Source organism: Hoeflea marina, from assembly GCF_003182275.1.
Taxonomy (GTDB): Bacteria; Pseudomonadota; Alphaproteobacteria; order Rhizobiales; family Rhizobiaceae; genus Hoeflea; species Hoeflea marina.
In genome coordinates, this window is the sequence record NZ_QGTR01000004.1 from 170,946 (window position 1) to 185,785 (window position 14,840).

At 64.4% G+C, this 14,840-nt stretch carries 13 protein-coding genes and 1 riboswitch; of the genes, 2 read left to right on the plus strand and 11 right to left on the minus strand.

The window, feature by feature from the left end; translation table 11 throughout:
- Positions 1-17: 17 nt before the first annotated feature.
- The 4 genes from DFR52_RS16165 to DFR52_RS16180 all read right to left on the minus strand — a co-directional run bounded on the left by DFR52_RS16165 (position 18) and on the right by DFR52_RS16180 (position 5,171).
- On the minus strand, positions 18-1,652 hold the full coding sequence (locus DFR52_RS16165; protein WP_110033039.1) for an ABC transporter ATP-binding protein: 1,635 nt from the start codon (positions 1,650-1,652) through the stop codon (positions 18-20).
- Positions 1,645-2,472 (minus strand): ABC transporter permease, encoded by an 828-nt coding sequence (locus DFR52_RS16170; protein ID WP_110033040.1) that lies wholly within the window; start codon positions 2,470-2,472, stop codon positions 1,645-1,647. Before DFR52_RS16170 ends, DFR52_RS16165 begins: the two co-directional genes overlap by 8 nt.
- On the minus strand, positions 2,469-3,491 hold the full coding sequence (locus DFR52_RS16175) for an ABC transporter permease (RefSeq protein WP_110033041.1): 1,023 nt from the start codon (positions 3,489-3,491) through the stop codon (positions 2,469-2,471). The genes DFR52_RS16170 and DFR52_RS16175 overlap by 4 nt, the downstream gene beginning before the upstream one ends.
- Before the next feature lie 102 nt (positions 3,492-3,593).
- The gene (locus DFR52_RS16180) at positions 3,594-5,171 is read right to left on the minus strand and encodes an ABC transporter substrate-binding protein (protein WP_110033042.1); all 1,578 of its coding nucleotides are present in this window, start codon (positions 5,169-5,171) and stop codon (positions 3,594-3,596) included.
- Positions 5,172-5,983: 812 nt separating this feature from the next.
- On the opposite strand from DFR52_RS16180, the gene DFR52_RS16185 reads away from it, so the two are divergent.
- On the plus strand, positions 5,984-6,235 hold the full coding sequence (locus DFR52_RS16185; RefSeq protein ID WP_110033043.1) for a hypothetical protein: 252 nt from the start codon (positions 5,984-5,986) through the stop codon (positions 6,233-6,235).
- 4 nt (positions 6,236-6,239) lie between these two features.
- On the opposite strand, the gene phnN is transcribed toward DFR52_RS16185, so the two are convergent.
- The 7 genes from phnN to phnC all read right to left on the minus strand — a co-directional run bounded on the left by phnN (position 6,240) and on the right by phnC (position 13,271).
- Positions 6,240-6,839 carry a phosphonate metabolism protein/1,5-bisphosphokinase (PRPP-forming) PhnN gene (phnN, locus tag DFR52_RS16190; protein ID WP_110033044.1) on the minus strand — a complete coding sequence of 200 codons (600 nt, stop codon included), beginning with the start codon at positions 6,837-6,839 and terminating at the stop codon, positions 6,240-6,242.
- The gene (locus tag DFR52_RS16195) at positions 6,839-7,978 is read right to left on the minus strand and encodes an alpha-D-ribose 1-methylphosphonate 5-triphosphate diphosphatase (RefSeq protein ID WP_110033045.1); all 1,140 of its coding nucleotides are present in this window, start codon (positions 7,976-7,978) and stop codon (positions 6,839-6,841) included. The genes phnN and DFR52_RS16195 overlap by 1 nt, the downstream gene beginning before the upstream one ends.
- Complete coding sequence (locus DFR52_RS16200; protein ID WP_110033046.1) at positions 7,979-8,686, minus strand: DUF1045 domain-containing protein; 708 nt, start codon at positions 8,684-8,686, stop codon at positions 7,979-7,981.
- On the minus strand, positions 8,683-10,323 hold the full coding sequence (phnE, locus tag DFR52_RS16205; RefSeq protein WP_110033047.1) for a phosphonate ABC transporter, permease protein PhnE: 1,641 nt from the start codon (positions 10,321-10,323) through the stop codon (positions 8,683-8,685). The genes DFR52_RS16200 and phnE (DFR52_RS16205) overlap by 4 nt, the downstream gene beginning before the upstream one ends.
- 1 nt (position 10,324) lies before the next feature.
- Positions 10,325-11,305, minus strand: a complete 981-nt coding sequence (gene phnE / locus DFR52_RS16210) for a phosphonate ABC transporter, permease protein PhnE (protein ID WP_425351209.1) — start codon at positions 11,303-11,305, stop codon at positions 10,325-10,327.
- Positions 11,306-11,426: 121 nt separating this feature from the next.
- Positions 11,427-12,338, minus strand: a complete 912-nt coding sequence (gene phnD, locus DFR52_RS16215) for a phosphonate ABC transporter substrate-binding protein (RefSeq protein ID WP_110033048.1) — start codon at positions 12,336-12,338, stop codon at positions 11,427-11,429.
- Positions 12,339-12,395: 57 nt separating this feature from the next.
- The gene (gene phnC / locus DFR52_RS16220; RefSeq protein WP_110033049.1) at positions 12,396-13,271 is read right to left on the minus strand and encodes a phosphonate ABC transporter ATP-binding protein; all 876 of its coding nucleotides are present in this window, start codon (positions 13,269-13,271) and stop codon (positions 12,396-12,398) included.
- 170 nt (positions 13,272-13,441) lie between these two features.
- Positions 13,442-13,621: riboswitch (cobalamin riboswitch) on the plus strand.
- Between the two features lie 49 nt (positions 13,622-13,670).
- On the opposite strand from phnC, the gene bluB reads away from it, so the two are divergent.
- The gene (gene bluB / locus DFR52_RS16225; RefSeq protein ID WP_110033050.1) at positions 13,671-14,351 is read left to right on the plus strand and encodes a 5,6-dimethylbenzimidazole synthase; all 681 of its coding nucleotides are present in this window, start codon (positions 13,671-13,673) and stop codon (positions 14,349-14,351) included.
- The last annotated feature ends 489 nt before the right edge of the window (positions 14,352-14,840 follow it).

Sequence of the window (14,840 nt, forward strand, 5' to 3'; positions counted from 1 at the left end):
TCCGTGTCTTCTTTCTGTCAATTCCCGGCGCTCTCCATCTTGCGCGATGCGAGCGCCTTCTCGAGCCAGCCGATTTCCATCTCGGGCACGGATTTGAGCAAGAGGTCGGTGTAGTCGTCGAACGGCGGTGCCAGCACCTTCGACTTCGGCCCGAAGCGCACCAGTTTGCCCCGGTGCATCACCGCCACGCTGTCGGCGATGGCCCGCACGATGGCGATGTCGTGGGTGATGAACAGATAGGAGACCTGCGTCTCCGCCTGCAGCCGCAGCAGCAGGTTGAGAATGCCTTCGGCCACCAGCGGGTCGAGCGCCGAGGTGGGCTCGTCGCAGAGGATCAGCTCGGGCTCGGCCGCCAGCGCCCTGGCGATGGCGACGCGCTGCTTCTGCCCGCCCGACAGCTCCGCCGGATAGCGGTCGATGAAACCGGATCCCATCTCGATCTCTTCGAGCAGCTCGGCCACGCGCGCCCGCTTCTTCGCCCCGTGCAGGCCGAAATAGAAACTCAGCGGCCGGCCGATGATCTGGCCCACCGTCTGGCGCGGGTTCATCGCCGTGTCGGCCATCTGGTAGATCAGCTGGATGCGGCGCAGATCGTCGCGCGACCGCTGCTTGAGCGCCGGGGTGAGCTGCTTGCCGTCGAAGGTGATGCTGCCCTCCGAAGGCGGCAGCAGTCCGGTGATGACGCGCGCCAGCGTCGACTTGCCGGACCCCGATTCCCCCACGATGGCGAGCGTCTGGCCCTTGGGCAGGTGCAGCGACACGTCGAAGAGCACCTTGAAGCCGTTGGAATAGCCGGCGCTGACATTGTCGACCTTGAGCAGGGTATCGGTCTGGTCGGCGGCCTCCTCGCGCTTCTTCTGCCGGACATTGACGAGCGCCCGGGTGTACTCCTCGCGCGGCGCCTCGATGATCTGCTGCGCGGTGCCGTATTCGACCATGTGGCCGTGGCGCAGCACCATGATGTGGTCGGAGATCTGCGCCACCACGGCGAGATCGTGGGTGATGTAGAGCGCAGCCGTGTCGGTTTCCTCGATGGCGTGCTTGATCGCCGCCAGCACGTCGATCTGTGTCGTCACGTCGAGCGCGGTGGTGGGTTCGTCGAAGACGATCAGCTGCGGGTTCGAGCACAACGCCATCGCGGTCATCGCCCGCTGCAGCTGGCCGCCGGAGACCTGGTGCGGAAACCGGTCGCCGAACGTGTCCGGATTGGGCAGCCCCAGCACCTCGAACAGATAGAGCGCCCGCTTGCGCGCCTCCGCCTCGCTCATCAGGCCGTGCGCCAGGGTCGCCTCGATGACCTGGTCGCCCAGCTTGTGCGCCGGATTGAAGGCGGCCGCGGCCGACTGCGCCACATAGCACACACGCGCCCCGCGGATGGTGCGGATGCCGCGCTTGCCGAGCGGCAGGATGTCCTTGCCTTCGAGCAGCACCTCGCCGCCGGTGATGCGCACGCCGCCGCGGCCATAGGCCAGCGCCGAGAGCCCGATGGTGGACTTGCCGGCGCCGGATTCGCCGATCAGGCCGAGGACCTTGCCCTTTTCCAGGTCGAAGGAAATGCCCTCGACGATGGTGATGTCCTTGGGCGGCTCGCCCGGCGGATAGCTGGTGGCTTCGATCTTGAGATTGCGAACCGAAAGAAGATGATCATGCATCGCCGCGGCCTCCTTTCAGGCTGGACGTCCGTTTCAACAGCCAGTCGACCACGAGATTGACGCAGATGGCGAGCGCGGCGATGGCCCCGCCCGGCACCAGCGCCGCAGAAATGCCGAAGATGATGCCGTCCTTATTGTCCTTGACCATGCCGCCCCAGTCGGCGGCCGGCGGCTGGATGCCGAGACCGAGGAACGACAGCGTCGACAGGAACAGGATCGAGAAGGCGAAGCGCAGCCCGAATTCGGCCAGCAGCGGGGTGAGCGTGTTGGGCAGGATCTCGCGGAAGATGATCCAGATCCGTCCCTCGCCGCGCAGCTTGGCCGCCTCGACGAATTCCATCACAGCCACGTCGAGAGCGACGGCGCGTCCGAGCCGGTAGACCCGGGTGGAATCGAGGACGGCCATCACCAGGATCAGCACGATCAGGCTCTGCGGCAGCGCCGCCAGCACCACGAGCGCGAAGATCAGCGTCGGGATCGACATCATCAGGTCGTTGAAGCGCGAGAAGATCTGGTCGATCCAGCCGCGCGACACCGCCGCGGTGAAGCTCAGGATGATGCCCAGAGAGAATGAGATGATGGTGGCGGCCATCGCCACCGACAGCGTCGTGCGCGCGCCGAAGATCATGCGCGAGAGAATGTCGCGACCGAGATTGTCGGTGCCCAGGAGATAGGCGCCGCCCATCGGTTCCCAGACCCCGCCGACGATCTCGCGCTCGCCGAAAGGGGCGATCCACGGCGCGAAGATGGCGCAGAAGAAGGCCAGGAGGATCCCGAGGATGCCGATCCAGGCGGTGATGGATACGTCTCTCAATCTCATCGCGGATGCCTCAGCCGGGGGTTGGCCACAATCGCGATAATGTCGGCGACCATGTTCAGGATGATGTAGAAGGCAGCGAAGATCAGGCCGCAGGCCTGAACCACCGGCATGTCGCGCACCGTCACCGCATCGACCATGTACTGGCCCATGCCGGGATAGACGAAGACCACCTCGACCACGACGACCCCCACGACCAGATAGGCGAGATTGAGGGCCACGACGTTGACGATCGGGGCGATCGCGTTGGGGGCCGCGTGCTTGATGATGGCGCGCATGGCCGATAGCCCCTTGAGCTCCGCCGATTCCATGTAGGCCGACGACATCACGGACAGGATCGCCGCCCGGGTCATGCGCATCATGTGCGCCAGCACCACGAAGACCAGGGTCGCCGCCGGCAGCGCGATGGTCTGGAGCCGGTCAATGAACCCCATGCTGTCATAGACGGTGGCGGGAAAGGTCGCGATCCGCATGTTGACGGCGAAGAACAGGATCAGCAGGTATCCGATGAAGAATTCCGGCAGCGAGATGGCCGCCAGCGAGACGATGTTGATGATCTTGTCGGGGACGCGGTCGCGGTAGAACACCGCCAGCATGCCCAGTCCGACCGCCAGGGGCACGGAAACGACGGCGGCGAAGAACGCCAGGAACAGCGAATTGCCGAGCCTTCGCCCGATCTGCTCGCTGACCGAATTGCCGCTGGCCCAGGAATTGCCGAAATCGCCCTGCACGGCGCCGCCGAGCCACTCGAAATAGCGGGTGACGATCGGCCGGTCGAGCCCGAGGTCGGCGCGGATATTGGCCACGGCCTGCGGTGTGGCCGACTGGCCGAGATAGGTGGTGGCGAAGTCGCCGGGCAGCGCCTCGACGCCGCCGAAGATCAGCACCGAGACGGCGAACAGCAGCAATGCGCTCAGTCCCAGTCGCTGAAGAATGAGTGTGGCCAGCGGAAAGCGCTCGCCCAGCGAACGCCGTTGCGACGTTTCCGGCGGCAGCGCGCTCGTTTCAGTGGTGTCAGTCATGGATGTCGTGCCCCCGGGTGAACCCTGCAGACCGGGGCCGGAGACAGATGTCCCCGGCCCCGAATCCGTAATGACCGGGCGGCACGCCGCCCGGCAGGTCGGTCAGGATTCGAGCCAGACGCGGGTTGCGACATAGCCGTTGGACATGTCGTTGCCGATGTCGTGCACGTAGCCCTTCACCGCGGTGGTGGAGGCGTTCACGAAGTCGTTGAACATCGGCAGGATCAGGCCGCCTTCGTCGCGGACCATCATGGCCATCGTGCGGTACATCTCCTTGCGCTTGGTCTCGTCGAGTTCCGAGCGGGCTTCGAGCAGGATCTTGTCGAAGTCGGGACGCAGGAAGCGGGTGTCGTTCCAGTCGGCGGTCGACAGATACGCGGTCGAGTACATCTGGTCCTGGGTCGGACGTCCGCCCCAGTAGGATGTCGAGAACGGCTGCACGTTCCAGACATTGGACCAGTAGCCGTCGCCCGGCTCGCGCTTGACCTCGATGTTGATCCCGGCCTTCTTGGCGCTTTCCTGATAGAGCACGGCGGCGTCGACTGCGCCCGGGAATGCAACGTCGGAGGTGCGCAGCAGCACCGAACCGTCATGGCCCGACTTCTTGAAGTGGAAGGCGGCCTTGTCCGGATCGTAGGCGCGCTGTTCGATGCCCTCGGGGAAGAGCGCATAGGTCTCGTTGATCGGGAAATCGTTGCCGACCTTGCCGTAGCCGCCGAGGATCTTCTCGACCATGGTTTCGCGGTCCATCGCGTATTTCAGCGCCAGCCGCAGATCATTGTTGTCGAACGGAGCGGTGTTGGCATGCATGATGAAGACGTAGTGGCCGCGGCCCGAGGTGCTCAGGATCTCCACCGTCGGCGCGCGCTTGAGCAGGTCCACCGTCTTCGGATCGACGCGGTTGATGTAGTGCACCTGTCCCGACGACAGTGCCGCGATACGTGCAGTGGCATCGTTCATGCTGATGATTTCGATCGAATCGACATAGCCGCGATCGGAACGCCAGTCGTTGGGGTTCTTCTCGAAGGTGGCGCGGACGCCCGGCTCGAAGCTCACGAGCTTGTAGGGGCCGGTGCCGATGGCCGCGTCCGGCTTGTCAATGCCGCCGCCCGGCTGGATGATGAGGTGATAATCGGTCAGAAGCAGCGGCAGGTCGGCATTGCCCTCGGTCAACGTCAGCACCAGGTCGCCGCCGTCTTCCTTGATTTCCTTGATCGACTTCATCACGCCGAGCGCGCCCGATTCCGACTTCTCGTCGGTGTGGCGCTGCAGGGTCTTGATCACGTCGTCGATGGTCAGTTCCTTGCCGTCATGGAACTGCACGCCCTTGCGGATCTTGAAGGTCCAGACAGAGGCATCGGCCGACGGCGACCAGGATTCGGCCAGCGCGGGAACCGGCAGGCCGGTCAGCGGATCGGATTCCACCAGCATGTCGCCCCAGTTGCGGCCGGTGACGAAGGTGATCTGGGACAGCGATTTGGCCGGATCGAGCGAATCCGTCGCTGCTCCGCCCTGCAGGCCGAGCTTGAGATGGCCGCCCTTCTTGGGTTCGGCCGCCACCGCGGTATTGGCGAAAAGCGTGCTCGCGGCCGAGATCGTCAGGCCGGCGGCGATGGCGCGGCCCATGAATTCGCGGCGGCTGAGGCCTGCCGATGTGAGATACTTCGTGAATTCAGTCATTCCCTGTTCCTTCTCTGGTGTTCGCCGGTCCGAAACGGATGTCCGTTTGGGACCCGGTCATTATTTGAAGCGCACTATAAGCATTTGCGTTTGTGTTTGAACCTGCGATCTCAGATCCTTATCTTGCACTCCTGTCATCCGGCCCGCAACCGGCGGCCTTCCCGGCCGGTCGCGTGATCGTGAAAGCCCGGGCCGGCAGGACGTTGCCGCCGGTCAATCCATGAAAAAGCCGGCACTCGAGGGTGCCGGAAAAAATGTTGTGAATGAATGGCAATCGGCGCGCTTCCAACGCCCGTCCCGCGCGGGAGTCCGGCACCATCCTCCATGTGATGAATGGTGCCGCGGAAATCATGGCTGCGCCGGTCCGGCCACTGGCGGACGCATATGACGGGTCGCCTGCCTGCTGCAGACGGGCCTGACGACCGCCGGCCGCTGGCAGGTCGGTCCAACCGGGCCCGACGCCGGCATTTGCCTGGTTTCCATGCAACGGTTCAACGCAGATAACCCTCCCCGTCTGGTCTGGATGCGCCAAATTGATCCCGGACCGCCCCCGCGACCGGAACCCAAATAATGGCGTCTTCCCGCCGCATTGCAGTGTCCACAGCGACATTATTTGCCGCTTCCGCGATGGGTGAACAGATTTGCCCATACCGCGGGCAGATGCCCATGCCGGCTCCGCACGCTGGCCGTGCAGCGCTGGCCGCCCGGTCCCCTGGCCTGCGTTGCAGGCTGTTGTTTGTGACAGTTGAACACCTTACCTATGCCCGGGCACGGGGTTTCGCCCCAGTCGAGGACGTCACCTGGAGACGCCAATGCCGCAAAAGAAGATCCGCAAGGTCTATGATGCGCTCATCGAGGGAGCCTACAGCGGCCTCGCCGACAGACAGCTGCACGATTATGTCGTGGAGACCTGTCCCGAGGCCACCAGCCGTCGGATCGTCCGGGCATCGCTGCTGGCGCTGAGCGATCCGCATGTGCAGGACCGCAATGTCCTCAATGTCATCTATGCCCTGGCGATCAAGCACCGGCTCGACGGCGGCCCTGACTCCGACGAGGACAACTGACCCCTCAGCGCTTCACCGCGCGGCACCCGGCCAGGAAATCCGCCAGCGTCCGCCCGGCGGCGTCCAGGGAGCCGGAATTGTCGATCCTGAGGTCCGGCTCGACTTCGGCGCAAAGCGCTGCGGCGCGATCGAGGCGGGCCTCGATCTCGGCTGCGCTTTCGCGCCTTCGCGCCAGCAGCCTCGCCTTCAGCGTTTCCCGGTCGGCGGTGATCTCCACCGCCCGCGCCTGGCCGAACACCTGTCGCATGGCGGCAAAGGCGCCGCGTGATCCGTTGACCACCGCAAGCCCTCCGCCCGCCAGGTGATCCGCCATGTTGCGCGGCAGGCCGTAGCGCATGCCGTTGGCAGCCCAGGAAAAGCAGAAGCGTCCCTCGTCAAGCGCCCGGTCGAATTCCGCGTTGCTGAAGCTGTCGTGGACTTCGCCGCCCGCCTGCGACGGGCGCGTGACCACCCGGCGGACGAACAGCACGGACGGATCACCGACCATGCGGGCGGACACCCAGTCGAGCAAGGTGTCCTTGCCGGCGCCGCTCGGCCCGAGAATGACGATCAGGGCGCCGGATTGCGGCTCCGGCGCCGTGGAGGCAGGGGCGAGATCCGGCATCAGGCCACCCGCCGGCCCTGCCGGTAGACGCTGCGCACCACCGGCACCGGCGCCTCGGCGCAGATGCGCACGATGTCGGCACGTTTTCCCGTTGCGAGGATGCCGCGGTCATCGAGACCCGCCGCGCGGGCCGGATTGCGCGCCACCATGTTGACCGCGTCGGGCAAGCTGATGCCCTCGACCGCATCGCCGAGGAAGAATGCCGCCTGCACCAGGCTGAAGGGAATGTAGTCGGAGGAAAGAATGTCGAGGCAGCCGGCGGCGGCAAGTTCGCGCGCCGAGACATTTCCCGAATGCGACGAGCCCCGGATGACGTTGGGAGCTCCCATCAGCACCGCCATGCCGGCGCTGTGCGAGGCCTCTGCGGCCTCCAGCGTGGTCGGAAACTCTGCCACGCCGGTGCCCAGTTCCTCGGCCTCGCGCACATGCTCGAGCGTCGCGTCGTCATGGCTGGCAAGCACGATGCCGTGCTCGCGGCAGAGCCTGGCGACCATGCGGCGGTTGGTGTCGGAATTGGCCTCCGATTCAGCCATCCGGGTGGTGCAGAACCTCGCGAACACCTCGTCGCTCATCTTCAGCTTGCCCTGGTAGTAGACGCTGTAGGCCTCCAGGCTGGCGAATTGGCGCTGGCCAGGCGCGTGGTCCATCAACGACACCAGCCGCACCAGCCCGAGGTCTTCGAAGCGGGAGAAATCGCTGGCGCAATTGGGCGACGACACCTCGCAGCGCAGATGGATGAGATGGTCGGCGCGCAGGCGGCCGGTGGCGTTGAGCCGGGCGATCGAGGCCGCCAGCACCGTCATGTCGTCGAAATTGATGTCGCCGTCGGTGTCGGTGCCGATCCTGAGCGCGTCGAACACCGTGGTGATTCCGGACGAGGCCACCTGCCCGTCATGGGCCTGCACCGAAGCGTCCGCGTTCCAGCGCACCTTGGGCCGCGGGGCGTAATGGCTTTCCAGGTGGTCGGTGTGCAGTTCCACCAGTCCGGGGATCAGGTGATCGCCCTGCATGTCCTCGCCGGCGGCGCTTGCGCCGGCAGAAATATCGGTGATGACGCCGTCGCGGATCTGGATGCTGCCCGTCAGCACGGAATCCTCCAGCACGATGCGGGCATTGCTGAGAATGGTTTCGGTTGTCATTCAGGCGGTCTTTCGTTGCTGGCCGATTGCGAGCGGCACACGGCTGTGGATTTCAAACGGAGCGCCGGGTTCGGGCTCGACAAACAGGGTGAGGGCGTCGAAGGCCACCGGCTTTCCGGTCACCGGCAGGAAGTGCTGCATCGCGGCCCTGAGCACCCGCCCCCTGTCGTCCTCGGGCAGATGGCTTGTGAGCGTCATGTGGAAGCGGAAGCAGTCGAACACATGCGGATAGCCCCAGCGCATCAGGTTGCGCAGTTCGGCGAGCGTCAGCCGCTCCGGATTGCGGCGCTCGATCTCGCGCTCGGACAGCGGCGCTCTCAAGGCATCGAAGGCGGTCACGACATCATTGGCCAGCGCATCGAGCTCCGGATTGGCACCATCGGGCAGCAATGCCAGGAACCCGGCGATCTCGCCCACCCTGAGCCCTGTGAGGTCGAAGCGTTGCCGGTCGGCGCAGAAGGCAACCATGCTTTCGACCAGGTCGCGTTCGCCGACGCCTTCGGCGAGATGAAACGGCGCCTTCAGCGTGCCGTGAAATCCGTAGCGTCGAGCCGGGCCCGTGATCTCGGCGAGTTCGTCGCCGCCCAGGCCCGTCAGTTCGGGTTGCGGCACCGGACGGCCGGTGGCGGCGTCGCGGCCGATCCAGCTGGCGGCGAGCATGGCCAGTGGCGTGGACCGCTCGGGAGAAAAGTAGATCGCATATCTCATGACACTTGCGCCTTGCCCATCAATGCCGCCCGCAGCCGCGACGATATCATGTCGAACAGAAAGACCACCATCAGGATCAGGATTACCATGTAGAAGACGTTTTCCCAATTCTGGTTGGTCCGCATCGCTTCCCACAGTTTCAGTCCGATCCCGCCGGCGCCGACCGCGCCGATGATGGTCGCCGAGCGGGTGTTGGACTCCCAGAAGTACAGGGCCTGGCTGGCAAACACCGGCAGGACCTGCGGCAGCACGCCGAATCGCTGCACCGACAACGGCGAGGCACCGACGGATCGGACACCCTCGCGCTGCTTGTCGTCAACATTTTCCAGCGCCTCGGAATAGAGTTTTCCGAGCGTTCCCGTGTCGGTGAGGAAAATGGCGGCAATGCCGGCGAGCGGCCCGGGACCGAAGGCCCGTGTGAAGAACAGCGCCCAGATCAGCATGTCCACCGACCGGAGGAAATCGAAAATCCGCTTGAACGCCTGGTTGGCGAAGCGGTTGGGCGTGATGTTGCGGGCCGCGAGGAAGCACAAGGGGAATGCCACCAGCGAGGCCAGCACCGTGCCGACAAAGGCCATGATCACCGTCTGCATCAGCTTGGTCCAGACGTCGCCGTGCTGCCAGTCGAGATTGTACCAGATGTTGTCGAAGGCAAGTGAAATGTTGGACCGGGCCGGATCGAGACGGTCGCCCGAAATCAGAAGCGGGCCGACCTCGCTCCAGGGCAGGCCCCAGAACGGAGAGGTGGTGTCGAAGAAGAAGTTCTTCCACCCGAAGAATCGTCGCCAGACGACGACCTCGTCATTCTGGATCTCCGCCCGTCCCGACCAGCCCAGCGACAGATAGATGGTGGAGCCCGGCTTGCGCTGTTCGGCGAATGGCGGCAACGGCCCGACGGAACTGACCGACTTCCCATGCACGATCTCGAATTCATGACGCACGTCGCCCTGCAGGACACTGACGTGGCCGGGCGCCACGACCATGTCCCAGTTGCCCAGGTGGACATCGGCGCGCACCACCTGTTCGGAGCGCAATGGCGTTGGCGGGGTCAGCGGCCGGACCTCGGCGGGAGGCGCGGGCGCGGCCGGCCCGGCACCGCTATCGGTCTCGGCCACGAACGAATGGCCCGATGACTGCACCGAGTTCGCATTGCCCGCATCGGTCTGGGCCGGCGCGAGGAATGAATTGCTCGACGACCGAACCGAATTGGCATTGCCGGGACTGCTGCCGGATGTGCCGACGAAGGAGCCGGAGGAAGACAGGGGCGAGACCGTCGGCGCCGACTTGATCTCCGGCGCCATATCGACGACCGCGGTCTGCTGGACCACCCAGGCGGGATCGGGGTTTTCCCCAAGCTTGGAGAAGCGGGCATAGGTGATGTCGAGATGATTGGCCTTCATCTCGATGTTGGGCCGGATCTCGTAGGACACCCAGTCGGCCAGATAGGTGGCGGCGAGCGACCAGTTGGCCGTCGACAGCACCAGGCTGATGGAGAAGAACCACCAGCAATAGACGGTGTAGAGCGCGCAGATCACGACCCCCAGCAATCCCGAATAGCGCTTCCAGAGCTTCGGCCGGAATGCCTCCGGATGGCGGACGGCGATGTCGGCGATGGCGGTGGCGTCAGGATGGGTCATGTCAGTGTCCGAACTGGAACGCCTGCGCCCCGACCAGCCGCTTGCGCAGCCAGGCCGAGAACTGGTCCACCGCGACGATGGTGCAGAACAACAGGAAGATGATGGCGATGGTCTTGGCCTCATGGCCGCGCGAGATCGACAGGCGCAATTGCTCGCCGATGCCGCCGGCGCCCACGGCGCCGAGAATGGTCGAGGCACGGACATTGATCTCCAGCCTGAGCAGGAAATAGCTCATGAAATTCGGCATGATCTGCGGCACGATGCCGAACCATACCCGCTCGATCCAGCTGCCGCCGACGGCACGCAGGCCCTCGTCGGGGCGCATGTCGGCGTTCTCCACCACCTCGAAGAACATTTTGCCGAGCGCGCCGACGGTGTGGATCGACACCGCGATGATGGCCGGGATCGGCCCGAGGGAAAAGACTGCGAGGAAGAAGCCGGCGATGACGATTTCCGGGAACGCCCGCAGCACTTCCATCAGCCGCCGCACGCAAAAGCGCAGCCAGGGGCTGATGGCAAGGTTTTTTGCCGCGGCGAAACAGAAGACGAAGGCGAAACCGAACCCGACAAGCGTCGACAGGATGGCGATGTTGAGGGTCTCGAGCATCTTGTAGAAATATTCCGGCGCATAGAGCGTGCTCGTCAGGTACACCCGGCCTGCGGGATAGTCATATTTCAGGCTGCCGTCGTCATAGGGCGAGACGAGGTCGAACAGCGCCCGCCACGGCTCCAGCCAGTCGCGCGGCTGCATGTCGATGAAGAAATCGAACAGGTGGGGAAGTCGATCGAAGAACTTGCCGGAATTCGAGTCGTTGGCAAACCAGATCGAGCCGCCCATTGCCAGCAGCAGGACGAGAAGCCCGCCTGCGGAATAGAGCCGCTTGCGGCTGGTCATCTCGTCCCAGTGCCGCGCCATCATCTGGCTCTCGGGAGAGAGCTGCGGCTTGGGCATGGGCGGCAGGGCTTGTGCTGTGGAGGTCATCTGGAACCGGTGTCTCCGAGTACCGCGGCGCGGTCATTTGCGAAATGGCGCGCCGCTTCGCTCACCATGCGGGAAAGCCGCCGGGTCAGGGACCCGGCGGCCTTTCATTGGGCCGGCGGTCTCAGGAGCCGATCTGGGCCTTGCGGGCCGCGATGATGGCGTCATAGAAGGACGGATTGACTTCCGTGTAGCCCTTGTAGTCGCCACCCTGAATGGCCGAGAAGCAGGCCGGATCGCTTTCCGGAAGCGCGACCATGAAGTCCTTGAACTTGGTCTTCATGTCGGCGTCCATGCTGGTGCGAACGACGATCGGGCCGTTCGGGATCAGCGGCGACTGCCACAGCTCGACCAGGTCGTCCATCTTCAGCACGCCCTTGTCGACCATCTTGCGCAGGTTGCCCGAGGTGTAGCCGTCCTTGAAGTCGCCGACGCCCGAAGCCCAGGTGGTGCCGGCATCGAAGGTGCCCTTGAGCACTTCGAGCACCAGTTGCTCGTGACCGCCGCCGAAGCCGGTGGAGGCGAAGAACTGGTCGACAGGCGCGCCGATGTCGGCAGGCAGGGTAACGGAAGGGATCAGGTATCCGGAGGTGGAGTCAGGATCGGCAAACCCGAGCTTCTTGCCCTTCATGTCGGCAAGCGTCTTGATGTCGGAATCGGCGCGCGCCACCATCACCGAGTGATAGCCCTTGGAACCATCGGTCTGGACGGTGGTCAGGATCGGCTCGACGGCATCCTTGTTCTCAAGGTAGATCTTGGCATAACCCGAAGCGCCAAGCTCGGCATAGTCGAGCGTACCGCCGAGCAGGCCCTGGATGACGCCGTCGTAGTCGGCTGCGGGGAACAGCGAGACCTTCTCCACGCCGAGAACTTCCGGCAGTTTGTCGGTCATGCACTGGAAGCTGCGCAGACGGTCGGCTTCGTTTTCACCGCCGAGGATGCCGATCCGGAATTCCTTCAGGTCTTCGGCGTGAGCGGGCATGGAGGCGGAGAGCGCGGCGAGCGAGGCTGCCGCGAGAAGAAGGGTCTTGAACATGGATCTGCTCCTGGTTCGGTCCGGCGTCCTGCCGGTTTTCCGTGGGAATGTGGCCCGTTACGCGGGCAAGGCGATCCCGGACCTTGCCTTGGCGCGGTGCGCCGCTTGCAGCGGTCCGGTGGATTTGGTCGGCTGCACGGCAGCCGGGCGCGGCGTGATCGACGTCGAGGTGATCGCTTCGGAGATCTCTGCGCCGTCATTGCCGGCGCCGTAGATCATCCTGACCGCTTCGGTGCTCAGTTCGCCGGGCGCGCCGTCGAACACCACCTTGCCGCCTGCCATGCCGATGATGCGCTCACAGTAGGTGCGCGCCGTGTCGAGCGTATGAAGGTTGGTGATCACGGTGATGCCGTCCTGGCTATTGATGTCGCGCAGCGCATCCATGACGATCTGCGCGTTCAACGGGTCGAGCGAGGCGATCGGCTCGTCGGCGAGAATGAGCTTGGGCTGCTGCAGCAGGGCGCGGGCGATGGCGACGCGCTGCTGTTGGCCGCCCGACAGCGTGCCGGCCATCTGCAGCGCCGTCTGCACGATGCCGAGACGCTCCAGCGCCATCAGGGCCATCGCGCGCTCCTGCGGCGAAAAGATCGACAGCATGTTGAGCACGGTCGAGCGGTGGTTGAGCCGTCCGAGCATGACATTGGTCAGCACGTCGAGACGCGGAACGAGGTTGAACTGCTGGAAGATCATGGCGCAATCGCGCTGCCAGTTGCGCAGCGATGTCCCGGTCAATGAGGACACCGGCTTGCCCTTGAACCGGATCTCGCCGTCGCTAGGCGCCGTCAGGCGGTTGATCATTCTCAGAAGCGTCGACTTGCCGGCGCCGGAGCGACCGATGACACCCACCATCTGGCCTTCGGGGATCGACAGCGTCACGGAATCCACTGCGGTATGGGTGCCAAATCGTCGGCTTACGCCTGTCAGTTCCAGCATCGGCAAGGTTCCTTCCGCTCGTCGGGGATCATCCCCTGTCGAACTCTGGCCTATCGCAGCGGTGTGAACTGGGCATGTCGGTTTGATGTCAGTTTTGCAAAGCTCCACAGCGACCGCCCCGTCGCCTTCCGGCAAGAGCGATTTCGCCCTTGCCTTCCCGCTTTCGGCGTGCGCCTATGCCGCCATCTGGTGCCCGTTTGCGCGGGAGAATCGGGAATCCGGCTCAATTCCGGGACGTGCCCAACGCTGTGATGGTGATGGGCCCGCGTGGCATGCCACTGGGAAACCGGGAAGGCGCGTGGGCTCAGGTGATCCTCAGTCAGAAGACCGGCCAGATGTCACAGCCTGCTCCGCATGGACAGCGGAACCGGGTTTTCGAGTGTTGTTGGGGATCGAACAATGCACACGACATCCATGCTGGCGCCCGCCGGCCCGTTTTCCGATGCCGACCGCGATGCCGTCTACAAGGCCATCCACACCCGCCGCGACGTCCGCGACCAGTTCCTGCCCCGGCCCATACCCGACGCCATCGTGCAGCGCTTGCTCGACGCCGCCCATCACGCACCGTCGGTCGGCTTCATGCAGCCGTGGAATTTCATCATCATACGTGCACAAGCCGAGCGCGAGCGGATCTGGAAGGCATTCAAGTCAGCCAATGACGAGGCCGTAGCGATGTTTCCCGAGGCGCGGCAGTCGAAATACAAGTCGCTGAAACTGGAGGGCATTCGCAAGGCGCCGCTCAGCATCTGCGTGACTTGCGACCGCTCTCGCAATGGCGACGTGGTGCTCGGCCGCACCCACAATCCGGCGATGGACCTCTACTCGACCGTCTGCGCGGTGCAGAATCTCTGGCTCGCTGCACGCGCCGAGGGAATCGGCATGGGCTGGGTCTCGATCTTTCGCGATGCCGATCTCAAGGCCCTGCTCGCCATTCCCGAGCGCATCGAGATCGTCGCCTTTCTGTGCCTCGGCTATGTCGATGAGCTCTATGAAAAGCCCGAGCTCGAGGTCAAGGGCTGGAACACGCGCCTGGCGTTGGAGGATCTGGTCTTCGAGGATCGGTGGCAGGGCGGCGATTAGCGGCCGCCGCGACCGCCGGCTTCAGGATGCGCCGGGAATCACCGTCTGGGGTGTCCCGCTGGATTTAGACAGAGCCGGCCTCGAATGAACGCGCTTCATCTCATTCCGCGGGGGCAACCATATGCCGCTCAGCGCTCATCTGTAGCCGGTCATCGGCACGTCCGCCGTCACCGCCTGCAATGTCAGCTTCGATTTCGCCAATGTCGGCTTGGTGTACTCGCGCTTTGTCATCCTGCCTCCCTGGAACCGCCGACATCTGACAATGCCGGCTTGCCTAGACCCGCCGGTTCCACAACCGAACGGGCACCGAGACAGTCGTTACTTGTCGCCGCTCACGAAGGCGCCGGCCGTCACTGCCTGCAGCGTGAGGCTTGATTTCATCAGGGCGGGCTTCGCGTAGACGCGCTTGTTCATGGTCGATCTCCAGGTCTGCGGGTGAAGTCCCGCAGGCAATATGCGCATATTCTAATTTTTTATATTCGGAAGGTC